Raw genomic sequence first — 16,219 nt, 5'->3', positions numbered from 1 at the left:
AGCCTTTGAACCCGATATTTGTTACATAACTTTACATAAATATCATCAAGGATCGCCTCCGAATCCTGGGTAGGGAAAATCCCCAACATGAGGGGATAGGCTCGATCCCGCCGTTCATCCCTGTGGAAAACTGTTGGTAATTTGTGGAAAACTTGGAAATCTCATGTGGAAATACTGGGGAATCTAGTGGGGAAAACTCGGCTAAAAGATAAGAATTGCAAATTGTTTGATCGTCTATGGATCAATACTACAAAGGATCAGCTCTAGGGCGTTGCTCCAGTAACCCCAGTTAGCCGTAGAGACGTTGCATGCAACGTCTCTACTTACATTGCTGTGGAATTTCCCCAGGTCAAGCCACAGAGTCAACGTTGAGGGAATGACCCAAAACGCTAAAAACCTGGCGTTGCTCAAATAACTCCACTAAGTCGCCGTTAATTTTGTTTTTGGCAGCTTCTTGTCGCAGGATTTTCATGGCTGTTTCAATAGGTAGCCGACGCTTGTAGGGGCGATCGCTGGCGGTGAGGGCGTCATAAATATCGGCAACGGTGAGCATTTGGGTTTGCAGTGGAATTTCATCTTGCTTTAAGCCCCTAGGGTAGCCGCTGCCATCTAGTTTCTCGTGATGTCCATAGGCAATCATCGGAACGCCTTTGAGATGCTTTGTCCAGGGAATGCGTTGGAGAAAGTGGTAGGTGTGAGTAACATGAGATTCAATCCTCAAACGCTCTTCGGGGGTTAAATTCCCTTTTGGCACGAGCAATTGAACCATCTCTGCCTTGGTAATCAGGGGTTTGATTTGACCATCCACATCTCGATAGGTGTATTGAGACAGGGTGTTCAGTTGAGTTAATGTCTCCTCTGTAAATGCCTGAAAATCACGAGTGAGCAGCAACTCTGGCTCATTGAGTTTTTGCACAAATTCCCGATAATGCTTTATTGTTTCAATAGCTTGAGCCAGTTGTGTATCAAGCTGTTCGAGTTTGTGGCAGTGAGGACAGATCGAGGTTGAGCTATTCTTGTTATGGCGATGGTCAGGATGTTCGAGTAAATACTGAAACTTCTTTTGAGCGCATTCCATTTCTAGAGTGCGCTGTGCTAGAGCAAAGCGATGGAGGATTACCTCTAGCTGTGAGGGATATAGTTTTTTGCGCTTGCCCAAAATGGCTTCTGGGACTCCCACTTTGCCAAAGTCATGTAATAAGGCAGCATAGCGAAGTTCTCGGATTTGGCGATCGTTCAAATAGGCTTTACTCAGTGGACCGTGGGTGATTGCACAAACCTCTTCACTCAGTCGCACGGTGAGTTCTGCCACCCGTTCCGAGTGACCGGAGGTTGTCGGGTCTCGTGTCTCAATAATTTGCACAGAGGCTCTGACAAAGCCCTCAAACAGATTTTCGATACTTTCTTGGAGATGATGGCGTTCAATGGAAATCGCCGCCTGAGAAGCCAGCGATCGCACAATCCGCTCCTCCCAGTCTGAATAGGGCTGGGTCACTTCTACAGCGTTCTTTGGTGTGAGCGTGACATCGGGGCGACTCTTGCGATTAATCAGTTGTAATACGCCAATAATTTCCCCGTCTGGCTTTTGCATCGGCAAAACCAGTACCGAGCAAGTCCGATAGGGCATATTCGTGTCAAAACTGCGGTCAAGGGCGTAAGGTACGTTGGGGGGCAATTTATACGCATCCGCCAATTTTAAGCTTTCACCCGTTAGCGCTACGTACCCCGCCAAACTTTTACGGTTCAGAGGCATTACAAACTCGTTGAAGGGCTTGTGGGGTAGCGAATCATTCTGTGCCACCTTGAATAACAATTTCGGCTCCGCCTGAGTGTGATTAATCAGATAAAGACTACCTGCATCGCTAAACGTAATTTCCCGGCTTTTGGATAAAATAAGTTTGAGTAATTCATCCAAATCATTACTACTCGAAAGGGCTGTACCAATTGCCAGTAACTGCTCAATCAGTTCTACCCTCTCAGACGATTCTTGTAAAAATCCTTGACTCTCAAGGTTTGAGATATGGACTGGGGCTAGTTTCATAAGGTTTTCCACAGATATAAATGATCACCTTTTGCCGAGTTTTAGTGGCTTCAATCTCTTGAAAATAAAGTATCTAATCACTCTTTAAAGAGGGATATATTTTTATATTCCAATCTAAAAATGAGTGAAAGTATCAAGAATCTAGTATAACTACTAAATTTATCAAATAAATCAGCCAAATCTTGTATTTTTTCAATGAAGCTGCACCTGTTTTTTATCTGGACAAAGAAAAATACACCTTGATTAGACATAACATGATTGGAGGATAAAATTAATTTTTAGCTTTTTCAATTCCAATGAGGATAATTTATTGAATAGAAGTATATTGGCAATCAATTAATATTTTTTGTAGATTTAATTTAATGATTCTTTTTTAAATTTAATCAAAAAAAGCAGTAATATGAGCCATAAAGTGGCATATAAAGTCAATGAAATTGCCACAGTAATCACTCATCTTGTTTATGGACTTGACTTAAACGGTATAAGGTTTTGACCCTAAGATACCTGGCAAACAGACCCATACAGATGCCATGGCTTTGCAGCTCAATCATCGGCATCAATAAAATGTCGTGTAATACCCTTATTCAAGAGTTTTAGCGAAAACTCCGGAAATTTGGGCAAAATTGTTGACAACAACACAGCGATAACAAAGTGCATTTATCATACCCATAGTTATTTGCGAAGGAAGCATTACCCTTCTACCCTCTGGTCACTATACAAGTCCGATGCTACCGGACTTGATATCACACCTTATGTTTAGTCCGTTGACGGCGTGCTGCTTGTCGTAGTTTAAGGCGGTAAGGATCAGCATCTTTGCGCCAGATGACGCGGTGACCTTGGAGTTGGACACAATGGTCGAGGAGACATTGTTGCCAGCCTTTGCGCGTACCGATAGTTTGGGTATTATCCAGCAGTCCCCAATCTTCTTCCTGACGAGTAAGTTTGGCAAATTTTTCGTACAGGGGATAATCTGGGGTGACAAAGGTTTCTTTACGGTGCAAGATAGGAGGATTTCTGGAGGTGTCGTAGTGGCGATAGGTAACCTGTAAATCCTGCAAGTCAATGTTCATGCTTGTGTGTAGTTCTGGATGCGGTTCAGTGTCGAAATTGGGATAAAACAGGTAGGAGATTTTGGGTTGATTAATATGAAACTTGACTAATGTTGCCCCCTCTAAGCGACCAACAGTACGGCTGGCGCACCCTTCATAGAGTCGGAGTGGGGCTTCGAGGGCTTCGAGGGCACAAACATGGACGTAGAGGGCGGTGGGGAGGAGTTTGCCGACTCGAGATCGCTGGCAGCAATTGGCAATTAAGCTGGGATTGCCCACACTTAAGAGGATTAAGTCAGCCGCAGCACAGGCTTGTTGATAGTTGCCAAAGAAGGCTCTAATATCATTTTGGACTAAGGGATCTAATTGACCAAACTTGGGGCGATCATTGAATTTAGCCAGGGCGAGATAGACAAGGAAATCATGGCGACGTTTGTCTGCGATCGCATCCCATTCGTTTTGCTCAGTCACTTGTAAAATAACCTTAAAGGCACGGCGTAGGTTGCCGAATTCTTCTATAATTTCTTCAGTATTGGGGAGTTCCAAGGGGCTGGGAAGGCGTCCCCGTTCGGTGATAAATGCCATCAGGGGGGTAAGCATGTCTTGATAGTCCTCGAACCGCTTCACACTGAGGCGGATTCTGGGGATAATTGTGCGAGAACGGAAGCGGGATGCCCGGAAGCTTTCAGCTTGAGTGGAATCCCGGAAGATAAAATAGATGCCCAAGTCAACGGGAATGGCATCAACACCTAATACTTGGTCAATATAGGCTTTGAGTTCTTCTTGTTCGTAGTATTTCTGAAATGTATTGCGGCGGGTGACAATCCCATCACCATAAGCAATTTGCCCAGAATTACGGTCATCAATTAAAACTTGGGCAGAGACAATCAGCACCTTTTGGGTGAGTTCCCAGGCTTTCAGTAAGGCTTGGCGGCGTTCTCCTGGCTTTTCAATTACATTGATTACATAGCCCAGGTTAACGATATCAGAGGGGACTAGAGAATTGTCGCCATGGTAGTAGGGGTCCCAACCTGCACAGGTATAGCCTTGCCGACGCAGACGGTTAATGTCACTACCACGACCGCAGCCGTAGTCAAAAAAGGAAGTATCTTTAGTTAGAATTGCACTTTCTAGGGCTAATCGCACTGGCTTTGACAAGTTAGTGCGGACTATTGCAGCCCTGTGACGCTCGATTTCAGTACTGTCTGGGATAGGAGCAACCATAGCTGAGTCGGCGAGCTTTTTGACTAATATACCGGTAAATCTCAGTGAGCGCTACTATCGAGAACACCAGTCTAGTCATAGAATCCTTGTCGTGGGGAATGTCCTAAATGTTAGTTAAAAGCCAGGAGGCGTGATGAAAGCCCTAGTCACCGGAGCCAACGGATTTACAGGTTCTCATTTAGTTAAAGCCTTAGAACAACGGGGGGATACCGTTGTCGGTTTCGTCCGCAAGTCTAGCAACCTTCAGCGTCTCTCGGATTGCCAAGTTCAACTGGTTTACGGCGATATCACTGATCGCGACGCCCTGAAAACGGCAATGACTGGGGTAGACTGGGTATTTCACACCGCCGCTTATGTGGAATTAGGACTCGTTGATGCCAAGAAAATGGAACGGGTGAATGTGGAGGGAACCCGCGCTGTTTTAGAGGTGGCTCAAGCTGTTGGTGTATCGAAACTCGTTTACTGTAGCACCATTGGCGTTTTTGGTGACACCAAAGGTCAAGTCGTCAATGAAACCTTCCAACGCCAACAAACTGACTTTTCTAGCGCTTATGACAGCACCAAGTACCAAGCCCAACAAATTGTAGACCAATTTGCCGCCCAAGGGTTACCCGTGGTTAGTATTCTCCCGTCTGGTATCTTTGGTGCGGATGACCCCCATTTTGGTCCGGTACTGAAACAATTTCTCAAAGGCGGTTTAAAAGTATGGGCGGGAGGCGATCGCATCACCGGGATTGTCCACGTCGATGACTTAGCCAACGCCATGATTCTGGCAGCCCAAAAGGGTCAACCTGGAGAAAAATATATCATTTCGGCGGGTGATCTTTCCACCCGTGAGATGTTTACCCTTCTCAGTCAAGACACCGGAATTCCGGTTCCGGCTGAAGCCCCAAAACCCTTGGTGAGACTCGCTGGAAACCTACTTGACCCTATCGGACGCCTGTTGAATTGGCAACCGCCCCTGAGTCGGGAACGGGTTCATTACGTCTATGATCGGTGCGTGCGCGTCGATGCAACCAAAGCACGTCAAGACTTAGGATGGAATCCGCGATCGGTATCGCAAACCCTCAGCGAGATTGTCAGGATCATGAAGACTCAATCCTAGAACATCGATTCAAAATTCATGCATTTGTAGGGGCGCACCGACGTCATTGGTGTCAACTTAAGCGCTAAAAGCAGAGGGAGCAGAGGGAGCTGGGGGAGCTGGGGGAGCTGAGGGGCTCTTTTCACTACTATCATGTCTGAGCTTACCCAGATGCTACTAAACCCGCCCCAACTGAAAATGATTAGACATTTCATGCAACATCTGGAACCTGAATTACCCACCCCCAAATTGTTGGCGCAATTCTGCTATTTCTGTATCCTCTAACTTGCGAAATAGAGGAGGTGGAACATCAAAAGAACGACCCGCTGCCAAAGCATTAAAATCCACCGCCTGAGTTAACTTTATCGTTCTCTCTGTGTCTGATAACTGCAACGCATCAAAGATTTTCTCAGCCGTAAAGGGAATCAAAGGATTAGACGCGATCGCATACAGCCGAATCAGGTTAATACAGGTGCGAATTACCAACGCTGCTTCTTCCTTGTCTTGCTTAAACAGCGCCCAAGGTGCGCGTTCGTCAATATACTGATTCCCCACTGTCCACAGCGCACATAGGGTTTCTGCGGCTTTGCGAAACTCCAGGTTTTGCAAACAATTACTCAGTTTATCTGTCAAACTAGCACAACTTTCTTGCAACCGTTGTTCCGCCTCTCCTGGCGTTCCCCCTTCTGGAATTACTCCTTTAAACCGACTATTGGCAAACTTTAATGTCCGGTTAACAAAATTACCTAGAGTATCTGCCAAATCCTTGTTTATCTTAATTTGAAATAACTCCCAGGTAAAAGCCGAATCGGAAGACTCTGGTGCCATCGCAATTAAAGCATAGCGCCAGTAATCAGCAGGTAAAATATCTAAGGCTTGGTCAGAAAAGATGCCACGTTTGGAACTGGTGGAAAATTTTCCACCATAATAGGTTAACCAATTAAATCCCTTAATATCATCCGCCATTGTCCAGGGTTCCCGCGTTCCCAGAATCATCGCGGGCCACATAATTGTGTGGAAGGGCAAATTATCTTTTGCCATGAACTGCACATAACAAATATCTTGGGCGTCGCACCACCACGGTTTCCAGGCATCCGGTTCAGATTGCTGACTTGCCCATCCTTTGGTGGCGGAAATATAGCCAATGGGGGCATCAAACCAGACATAAAATACTTTACCCTCAAATCCCGGACGGGGTACAGGGACACCCCAACTTAAATCACGGGTAATGCAGCGGTCTTGTAATCCTTCATTTAACCATTTTAGGGCAATGGATTTAGTCAGAGTCGTCCACTCTTGCTGATTATCCACCCAGGAACGCACCTCATCGCTAAGGGCGGTAAGCTTTAAGAATAAATGCTTAGTTTGGCGAACTTCCAGATTTGTACTGCCTGATACAGCAGAACGGGGTTCAATTAGATCTGTAGGATCTAACACCGAGGTACAATTCTCACACTGATCTCCTCTGGCGCGATCGTATCCGCAATGGGGACAGGTTCCAATAATATATCGGTCTGGCAAAAAACGACCATCTTCATGAGAGTAAACCTGGCGGATTTCCCGTTCCTCCATGAAACCATTTTCATCGAGGCGCTGATAGAAATGCTGGGTCAACTCGTGGTTATCTGGGGATGAAGTGCGACCAAAATAGTCGAAAGAAAGTCCAAACCCGCGATAGATTTCGGCTTGCCGTTCGTGTTGTTTTTGACAGTAGGTGGCGACATCTAATCCGGCTTCCAATGCGGCTAATTCAGCCGGTGTACCATGTTCATCCGTGGCACACAAAAATAGAACGGATTCGCCTTCCTGTCGCAGGAAACGGCTATAGACATCTGCCGGAAGCATAGAACCGACCAAATTGCCCAGGTGTTTAATCCCATTGATATAGGGCAACGCACTTGTAATCAGATACCGCATAAATTTTACTTAAGGTGTGCCAAAAGATACAGCGCTACTAGTAGACCAACCCATACTTGAACCCGTTTTAACCGAGACCTGGCATCATTTTCAATCAGATTCTGTCCCCTGGCAAGAACTCAAGCCAAATAGCACACAAAAACTCCTGTTCTGGAGTGCCTCTGTGGTTCCTTTCCTGCTCAAATCTTTAAAATCCCGTCTTCGAGATAGGTTACTCGGTCAGCGACATCTAGGATGCGGGGATCATGGGTAACCATAAGTACTGTACACCCTTCCTCCTTTGCCAACCGCCGCAATAATTCAATCACCCGATGTCCACTGGTCGAGTCTAGTGCTGCCGTTGGCTCATCTGCCATAATAATCTTAGGATGACCGGCTAAGGAACGTGCGATCGCGACTCGTTGCTTCTGTCCCCCAGACAAGTTAGCAGGGCGTTGATTGGCGTGCAACCCTAATCCAACATGTTCGAGCAACTCCTGCGCTTGATGTCGCGCTTTCGTCCCGCGAATCCCTTTTATATTCAGCACAACTTCCACATTCTCCGCTGCCGTTAGCGCCGGGAACAGGTTAAAATGCTGGAAAATAAAGCCAATTTTCTGTCGCCGAAAGCGGGCTAGCTTGGCGCTGGACATTTTGGTTATCTCTTCTCCGAGTAGGGAGACATTGCCTAGTGAAGGCGTCAGTAGTCCTGCCAGAATAGAGAGTAACGTCGTTTTCCCTGAACCCGATGGTCCCATGAGAATTTGAATATTGCCACGCTTAATTTGCCAGTCAATCCCTTTGAGTACTTGATAGCGCTGATTGCCTGACTTATATTCCATCGTTACCCCTTGAGCAATGATGGTATCCGATTGCTCCTGTTTTAGATCGCTTGAGTGCCAATCAAGCTGGTTTCGGCTTTTTATAGACACAACCATATTGATGTAAGCGACAGTCGGGGTGTATATGTAAAGAAATATAACATAACTAGCCCAAATTAAACTCTCTTCAGATAAAGAGCCATGATTGGATGATAGCGAATTCTGACCAGTCAAATGGGTTGCCGGGTGATAGTTATGATAGTGTCAGGGGGTGGCTTGAAAATGGGAACTAAGGACAAGTGACAGCAGTAGGGGTTTGGTAACCAAACCTGCTCGGAGTTCTTCTACTACTTAATTTATTTTGTGCCGATTAGGATGATCTCAATCAACTATTGCGATTCATTCTAAATATAAAGTTACATAGTTACTTGACTAATTTGAGAATTGTTAATCTTTTGCGATTCGGCTTGACGATCAGGTTAAATCTGATTAAAGTCGGTTATCATGCCATCAAGGAGTATTGTGAGTAAAGTTGCCAGCTCCCTGGATTGCCTAATGCCAGACTCTAGTGAGTGGCGTGATACCAAAATTTGAGACTTCGTAGGGGCACCATCCTTGCGCCCAGAAAACCTGTAAGATTTATTTTTGTACAATGCCAGTAGGGTGGGATTGTTAGCGTAAAAAGAGTGAGCGCGATCGCAGCGAAAGCAGATGGGCTAGAGCCAATATGTAGATCGGCAACGAAGCGAGTATTATTAAAAGTCCCCTTGAAACCCAACCTGCGCTGGGTCAACGAATCAGCCATGAACAGAGTACATGTTTTAAAAGCCGCTGTTACCGGATTTTGGCTTTGGATTTTCAGCCTTGGCACATCCTCTGAAGTCCTAGTTCTGGCGCAGCCAATTATCCCAGCCGCAGACGGTACAGGTACAATTATCACACCGGATGGAAACCGCATCGATATTTCTGGTGGTAGTCTTTCGGCTGATGGGGCAAACCTCTTCCACAGTTTTCAGCAATTTGGCTTAGATACCAATCAAATCGCCAACTTTCTGGCAAATCCTAATTTAAACAATATTCTTGGTCGCGTCGTGGGCGGTGACGCCTCTGTAATTAACGGGTTGATTCAAGTCACCGGCGGCAATCCCAACCTATATTTAATGAATCCGGCGGGGATGATTTTTGGTGCAGATGCTAGATTAAACGTCCCGGCTGATTTTATCGCCACCACCGCCACAGGTATAGGGTTTGGCAATGGCAATTGGTTTAATGCCATTGGCGCGAATGATTATCAGAACTTAGTGGGGACACCCAACCAATTTGCCTTTGATGTATCCGAGGCGGGAAGTATTGTTAATGCTGGCGAATTAGCGGTATCAGAAGGGAAAAATTTAACCCTACTCGCTGGCAATGTCGTTAATACAGGGACACTAAACGCACCAGGGGGAACCATTACCGTGGCGGCGGTTCCCGGTTCTAATTTAGTCAAGATTTCTCGCCCCGGAGGATTATTGTCTCTGGAGGTTGAACCATCCAAGGCTAAAGACGGGTCAATATTGCCAGTCAAACCTGGAGATTTAGCTGAATTATTAACCGGGAAGGGGGAAGAGGTTGATACAGGCGTCGAGGTTAACGAATCGGGCGATGTCGAACTAGCAGACACTGGAGTCACCTTACCCAAAGAGACAGGAGTCGCGATTGTATCAGGTAAAATTGATGTTTCCGGGGCGGTAGGGGCGCACCGACGTGCGCCCTCGCCCTCTTCATCCTCAATTGGGGGTGAGATTAATGTAATTGGCAATAAGGTAGGTTTAATTGGCGCCAATATAGACGCATCAGGAAGCCATGGCGGGGGTACTGTACGAATTGGTGGCGGTGAAAAAGGACTTGAACCGATTCCCAATGCTGATGTGACTTTTATTAGTGAAGATTCGACGATTAACGCTGATGCTTTAGATTGGGGGAATGGGGGTCGAACTATTGTCTGGTCAAATCAGACGACTCGTACTTATGGTCATATTAGCGCTAGAGGTGGGGAACGTGGGGGCAATGGCGGTTTTGTCGAAACCAGTAGTGCGGGATTCTTGGATGTTCCTATAGCGCCCGATATCACAGCACCGGCTGGGGATGGAGGAACATGGTTAATTGACCCTTACAATATCACCATTAGTGGGGCGGCTAATACCATTGGTGGCACCGCGCCTAATTTTACCGCTGCGGCGAATGATTCAGTACTCAATATTAATACGCTCTTAGCTGGCTTAAGTATGGGTAATGTCACTGTGGATACAGGAGCCGCAGGGACTCAAGAGGGAAATATCACTCTAGCCACCAACTTGGATTTCAACACCAGGGGCATTAAGACCCTAACTTTGATAGCGGCTAACAATATCATCATCAACGGGCAGATATTTGATAGCGATATGCCAACTACACCAGGGGATGGATTGGCTTTAGAGTTTCAGGCAGGGGGCGCTGTTGAATTCAATCAAAGTATTTCAACCAGAGAAAATAACCTGATAGTTACAGCCAATGGTGCAATTACACAGGGGGCTGGTACAACATTAGATATTGGCGGTAGAACTCGGTTAGCCGCAGGTGCAGGGAATAACATCACCCTCAATAATGACGGCAATAACTTTAATGAGATTTTAGTCAATAGTGGGAATAATGTCTCACTCAAAGATATCAATGGGATACAGCTAGGAAGTTCCGAGAAATTAGAACCTTTTAACCAACCTTTTAACATTTCTGGTACTCTTAACATCACGGCTAATGGCGATATCACCGACTTGGAAAATCTCACTGTCACTGGTGGCACTACCTTAAATGCCAATGGCAACGATATTATTCTAGATAACGTTAATAATTTCAGTACAGTAGCCGCAAATGGCAGAAATGTTACTCTCAATGACATTAATGCCATTGATTTAGGCGCTTCTAGTATTACTGGCACATTAGGTGTTAATGCCGGGGGTGTGATTACAGATAGTGGCGCTTTGAGTGTAGCTGGTGGCACAACATTAAATGCCAATGGCAACAATATCACCTTAGATAATGCCAATAACTTCAGCACAGTAGCCGTCACCAGTGGCGCAAATGTTACCCTAAACGACAGCAATACTATTGATTTAGGCGCTTCTAGTATTACTGGCACATTAGGTGTTACTGCTGTGGGTGCGATTACAGATAGTGGCGCTTTGAGTGTAGCTGGTGGCACAACATTAAATGCCAATGGTAACAATATCACCTTAGATAATGCCAATAACTTCAGCACAGTAGCCGTCACCAGTGGCGCAAATGTTACCCTTAACGATACCAATGGTATTGATTTAGGCGCTTCTAGTATTACTGGCAAATTAGATGTTACTGCTGTGGGTGAGATTACAGATAGTGGCGCTTTGAGTGTAGCTGGTGAAACCCGATTAAATGCCAATGGCAACAATATCACCTTAGATAATGCCAATAACTTCAGCACAGTAGCCGTCACCAGTGGCGCAAATGTTACCCTAAACGACAGCAATGCTATTGACTTAGGCGCTTCGACTATTACTGGCACATTAGGTGTTACTGCCGGGGGTGAAATTACAGATAGTGGCGCTTTGAGTGTAGCTGGTGAAACCCGATTAAATGCCAATGGCAATATCATCTTAGATGATGCCAATAACTTCAGCACAGTAGCCGTCACCAGTGGCGCAAATGTTACCCTAAACGATACCGATGCTATTGATTTAGGCGCTTCGAGTATTTCTGGCACATTAGGTGTGACTGCTGTGGGTGCGATTACAGATAGTGGCGCTTTGAGTGTTACGGGTGGCACAACATTAAATGCCAATGGCAACAATATCACCTTAGATAATGCCAACGACTTCCAAACAGTAGCCATCACCAGTGGCGCAAATGTTACCCTAAACGACAGCAATACTATTGATTTAGGCGCTTCGACTATTACTGGCACATTAGGTGTTACTGCTGGGGGTGAGATTACAGATAGTGGCGCTTTGAGTGTAGCTGGTGGCACAACATTAAATGCCAATGGCAATAATATCACCTTAGATAATGCCAACGACTTCAGCACAGTAGCCGTCACCAGTGGCGTAAATGTTACCTTAAACGATACCAATGGTATTGATTTAGGTGCTTCCACAATGACTGGCAATCTAGACGTAACTGCCACCGATGTCAACGTTACAGGCACTGTCGAGACGGGAGGTAATATTACCCTAAAACCTACCAATGATACCAGTACTATTGCTCTAAATGACACTAATGGAACTTTTAATCTGAATGCGACTGATTTAGCAAATCTTTCCTCCACAGGAACCGTCACAATTGGTCGCACTTCGGGTACAGGTGCTATCAGTATTGGTTCCCAAGGCGCTGTAAATCTGAGTAGCACCAACTATAACTTAACCCTCAATGGTGGGTCAGTCGCTTTTAGTAACGGCATTACCTTGGGTAATAACAAAACCCTCACCCTGAATACTGGCACAATCACCAGCGGAACGAGTGACCCTGATATTACTATTGGCGGAACTGATGGGAAATTAGTATTAAGCACAACCGCCGCCGTGGGGGATATGGCAAATCCCCTATCGACTCAAGTTCGTCAACTTCAAGCAACGACAAATTCCGGTGGTGTGTTCCTATCCAATACTGGAAATATTGAGCTGGGAGCATCCAGTATCAATGGTGAGTTCAAATTGACCACAGTTGGGGGCAACATTACTGATAGTGACTCCGTGAGTATTACGGGTACAACCACTCTGGATGCTGGAACTAATAATATCATCCTAGATAATGCCAATAATTTTAACACCGTAGCTGTAAGCAGTGGCAGAGATGTTACCTTAAACGACATCAATGGGATTGATTTAGGGACTTCGACTATTACTGGCACTTTAGGCGTGAGTGCTAATGGCGCGATTACGGATAGTGGTAATTTGAGTGTAGCCAATGGCACGGCAACATTAAATGCTAATAACAATGACATTACACTCAACAATGCCAATAACTTCAATACAGTAGCCATTAGCAGTGCCAGAAACGTTATCCTCAACGATACCAATGCAATCCGATTGTCACCTTTGACGATTAACGGCGGATTAGAGGTAAATTCAAGTAACACTAACGTTATCGGAAACATCACCACAGGAAACAACCTTATCTTTAATAGTCCAGTCACTCTAGACAACGATGTGACCTTGGATGCTGGACTAACTACTCTGTCTTTTGCCTTCGACTTAAATGCTAATGGTCACTCCTTAACCCTAAAAGCCGGTGAAATTAATAGTTTAGGTTCAGTCACGAATGGCAACAGACTCACCCTACAACCCGCCACATCCAACCAAGCCATTACCATTGGTGCAACCGATAACACCAGCGCCGCTTTAGATTTGACAACGAGTGAATTAAATGCATTCCAATCTAACTTTAATACCCTAACCATCGGACAAGGTAACACAAACCCCGTCACCATAAACCCAATTGAATTTAACAAACCTGTCACCATTCAGGGGGGAACCATTGATGTCAACGGAACCATCATCGGCTCAGGGAATGCCTCCATTACCCTCAACAGTGCAACCACAAACCTGAACGCCAATATTGCTACCGCCAACCAGAACATTACAATTGCAGGTAACACCAATCTGGGGAATTCCGTCGTCATTAATACCAACAGTGGCGCAGGTGATATCAATCTTAACGGTGCAATTAATGGAACTCAGAGACTTACCCTCAATGCAGGGATGGGTAATATTAGCGTCATGGGAAATATTGGTAACATCACTCCCTTAAATAACCTGACGATTAGTCGTGCCAACAATGTTACTACCCAAGATATTACAGCAACCAACGTTACTATTACCGCAAATCAAACCATTAATACCGCGAACATCAAGACTAATTCAACCATCAATCCGGGTGGAGACATTACCCTAACCAGCAATAATGGAGTTATCACCACCAACAACCTGACAAGTTCCGGAACCAGTGGCGGTGATATTCTCATCCAAGCCTTAAACTCGATGAGTTTGGGTGAAATTAATAGCAGCGGTAGTTCTGGCGATGGCGGTGATGTCACCCTTGACCCCATTGGTGATATTCAAGTCAGTTTTATTAACGCTGAAGGGGGTAACAATGGCAAAGGCGGTAACATTGATATCACCGCAGGTCAATTTTTCCGCGCCACTGATACCTTTACAGACGCTAACGGTGAAGCCGTAAGCATATCCAGCGCTGGCGGGGATGATAATGGTAATATTACTATCCGCCATGGTGGTAACGGCGAGACTCCTTTTATTATTGGTAATGCCACAACTAATGGCACAGTTGGTGCAATTACCGATGGTGATATTACCATCCGTCCAACACAATCCTTGCTCTTTACCAAGATAGACAGCGACATCGAAATTATTAGTGTTGATGCACAGACGATTCCTGAAGAAGAACCTATAGATGATTCACCTGTGACCCCTGTGGATGAACCCTTAATTAATCCCGTTGATGTTATCCAACCAAATGAAGTTAGTGAACTTCCGAAAAAAGATAATAATCAATTAGCCGAAGAAGAAAACACCTCCGAATCCTCCGAGTCAGCATCCGTCCCCACCACAACCAACCCCACTACGACTCAAGCTGCTGAAACTGAAGTGGCTCAACAAGAAGGCAACTTTACTAATGCTTATGAAAATTATCTAGGGGTTAGAAATACCCGCGCCGTTACGCCTCAAGAAACCAAAGTAACACTCAATCAAATTGAACAAATTACTGGCATAAAACCTGCCCTAATTTACGCCTTCTTTAAACCCCAAACCCCCACTCCCGAAAAACCAAATCCCAAAGACCCAAACGAAATCCTTTGGCAGTTTAACCCGTCCACACCTCAACACCAACAACTTTCAACTAACCCCAATCCTCAACCCACTGACCAACTGGAACTGATCCTAGTTACCGCCTCTGGAGATGTAATTCGTCGTCCCGTACCGGGTGCAACACGAGAGAAAGTTCTGCAACAAGTGCGACAATTACGTCGCGCTGTCACCGATGTTCGTATTCCTCGTCCTTATAAACAGTCTGCACAACAACTTTATGATTGGTTAATTTCCCCCATCGCAGAAGAATTACAAGCCCAACAAATTAATAATCTTAGCTTCGTTATGGATAGTGGCTTGCGTTCCCTCCCCATCGCTACACTCTATGACGGAAAACAATTTATTATCGAGAACTACAGCGTGGGGTTAATGCCCAGTTTTAGCCTCACCGATACCCGGTATGTGGATATCCGAGATGCTAATATCTTAGCCATGGGTGCTTCGGAATTTACCGAACAAGACCCTTTACCTGCTGTCCCCAAAGAGTTATCCCTGATTACCAATCAGTTGTGGTCAGGTACGTCCTTTCTTAACCAAACCTTTACCCTAGAAAATCTTAAACAAGCCCGCGCTAATCAACCGTTTGGTATTCTCCATCTCGCCACCCATGGAGAATTTAAACCGGGAAAACCTAATAACTCCTATATTCAGTTTTGGAATACCCGATTAACCCTAGACAAGTTGCGAGAGTTGCAATTAGATAATCCCCCAGTCGAACTGATGGTATTAAGTGCCTGTCGTTCAGCCTTAGGGGATGAACAAGCGGAGTTAGGATTTACCGGATTAGCGGTACAAGCTGGGGTAAAATCGGCATTGGGTAGTCTCTGGTATGTCAGTGATACTGGGACATTAGGATTGATGACCATATTTTATCAACAGTTAAAACAAGCCCCCATTAAAGCTGAAGCCTTGCGACAAGCACAACTGGCAATGATGCGGGGGGAAGTGAAATTAGACGGAGATGAATTAGTGACACCATCGGCTAGGATTTCTTTACCAGAGGAATTACTGAACCAGGGGAATATTAATTTAAGTCATCCTTACTATTGGAGTTCGTTTACCCTGGTGGGAAATCCTTGGTAGTTAAGAGAATGAGAACAAAAACTATACAGGTGTAGGGTGGGTTAGGCGGAATTAAATGAACAAAACACAGTCCGCCTGCGCGAACTAACAGAGAAAAATCTCGTGTAGAGACGTTGCATGCAACGTCTCTAATCGATGTGTCTACT

Annotated in this window: 6 protein-coding genes; 2 read left to right on the top strand and 4 right to left on the bottom strand. The window is 45.3% G+C overall.

Annotated elements, in window-relative coordinates; genetic code table 11:
- Positions 1–349: 349 nt before the first annotated feature.
- A complete protein-coding gene (locus tag RID09_RS09610) occupies positions 350–2,041 on the bottom strand; it encodes an HD domain-containing phosphohydrolase (RefSeq protein ID WP_446335726.1) in 1,692 nt (563 codons plus the stop codon).
- A gap of 743 nt (positions 2,042–2,784) precedes the next feature.
- Positions 2,785–4,314, bottom strand: coding sequence for a DNA phosphorothioation-associated putative methyltransferase (locus tag RID09_RS09605; RefSeq protein WP_446335725.1), 1,530 nt, complete (start codon positions 4,312–4,314; stop codon positions 2,785–2,787).
- Between the two features lie 133 nt (positions 4,315–4,447).
- Here RID09_RS09605 and RID09_RS09600 point away from each other — a divergent pair, with 133 nt between their 5' ends.
- A complete protein-coding gene (locus RID09_RS09600) occupies positions 4,448–5,419 on the top strand; it encodes an NAD-dependent epimerase/dehydratase family protein (RefSeq protein ID WP_446335751.1) in 972 nt (323 codons plus the stop codon).
- Positions 5,420–5,632: 213 nt separating this feature from the next.
- On the opposite strand, the gene metG is transcribed toward RID09_RS09600, so the two are convergent.
- Both metG and RID09_RS09590 read right to left on the bottom strand, forming a co-directional pair.
- Entirely contained in the window at positions 5,633–7,315 is a 1,683-nt protein-coding gene (gene metG, locus RID09_RS09595) for a methionine--tRNA ligase (RefSeq protein ID WP_446335724.1), read from the bottom strand.
- Positions 7,316–7,494: 179 nt separating this feature from the next.
- Positions 7,495–8,232, bottom strand: coding sequence for an ABC transporter ATP-binding protein (locus RID09_RS09590; protein WP_446335723.1), 738 nt, complete (start codon positions 8,230–8,232; stop codon positions 7,495–7,497).
- A 686-nt stretch (positions 8,233–8,918) separates the two neighbouring features.
- Between RID09_RS09590 and RID09_RS09585 the strand changes: the two genes are divergently transcribed.
- The gene (locus tag RID09_RS09585; RefSeq protein WP_446335722.1) at positions 8,919–16,073 is read left to right on the top strand and encodes a CHAT domain-containing protein; all 7,155 of its coding nucleotides are present in this window, start codon (positions 8,919–8,921) and stop codon (positions 16,071–16,073) included.
- Positions 16,074–16,219: the final 146 nt, after the last annotated feature.

This window comes from Coleofasciculus sp. G1-WW12-02, from assembly GCF_040219735.1.
Lineage (GTDB): Bacteria > Cyanobacteriota > Cyanobacteriia > Cyanobacteriales > Coleofasciculaceae > Coleofasciculus.
Note: the sequence above shows the minus strand (reverse complement) of the source record. Positions and strands in the feature narration are given on the sequence as shown.

Coding starts and splice junctions, on each gene's coding strand:
- RID09_RS09600 (WP_446335751.1), top strand. CDS start 4,448: ATGAAAGCCCTAGTCACCGGAGCCAACGGATTTACAGGTTCTCATTTA.
- RID09_RS09605 (WP_446335725.1), bottom strand. CDS start 4,314: ATGGTTGCTCCTATCCCAGACAGTACTGAAATCGAGCGTCACAGGGCT.
- RID09_RS09610 (WP_446335726.1), bottom strand. CDS start 2,041: ATGAAACTAGCCCCAGTCCATATCTCAAACCTTGAGAGTCAAGGATTT.
- RID09_RS09590 (WP_446335723.1), bottom strand. CDS start 8,232: ATGGTTGTGTCTATAAAAAGCCGAAACCAGCTTGATTGGCACTCAAGC.
- RID09_RS09585 (WP_446335722.1), top strand. CDS start 8,919: ATGAACAGAGTACATGTTTTAAAAGCCGCTGTTACCGGATTTTGGCTT.
- metG (WP_446335724.1), bottom strand. CDS start 7,315: ATGCGGTATCTGATTACAAGTGCGTTGCCCTATATCAATGGGATTAAA.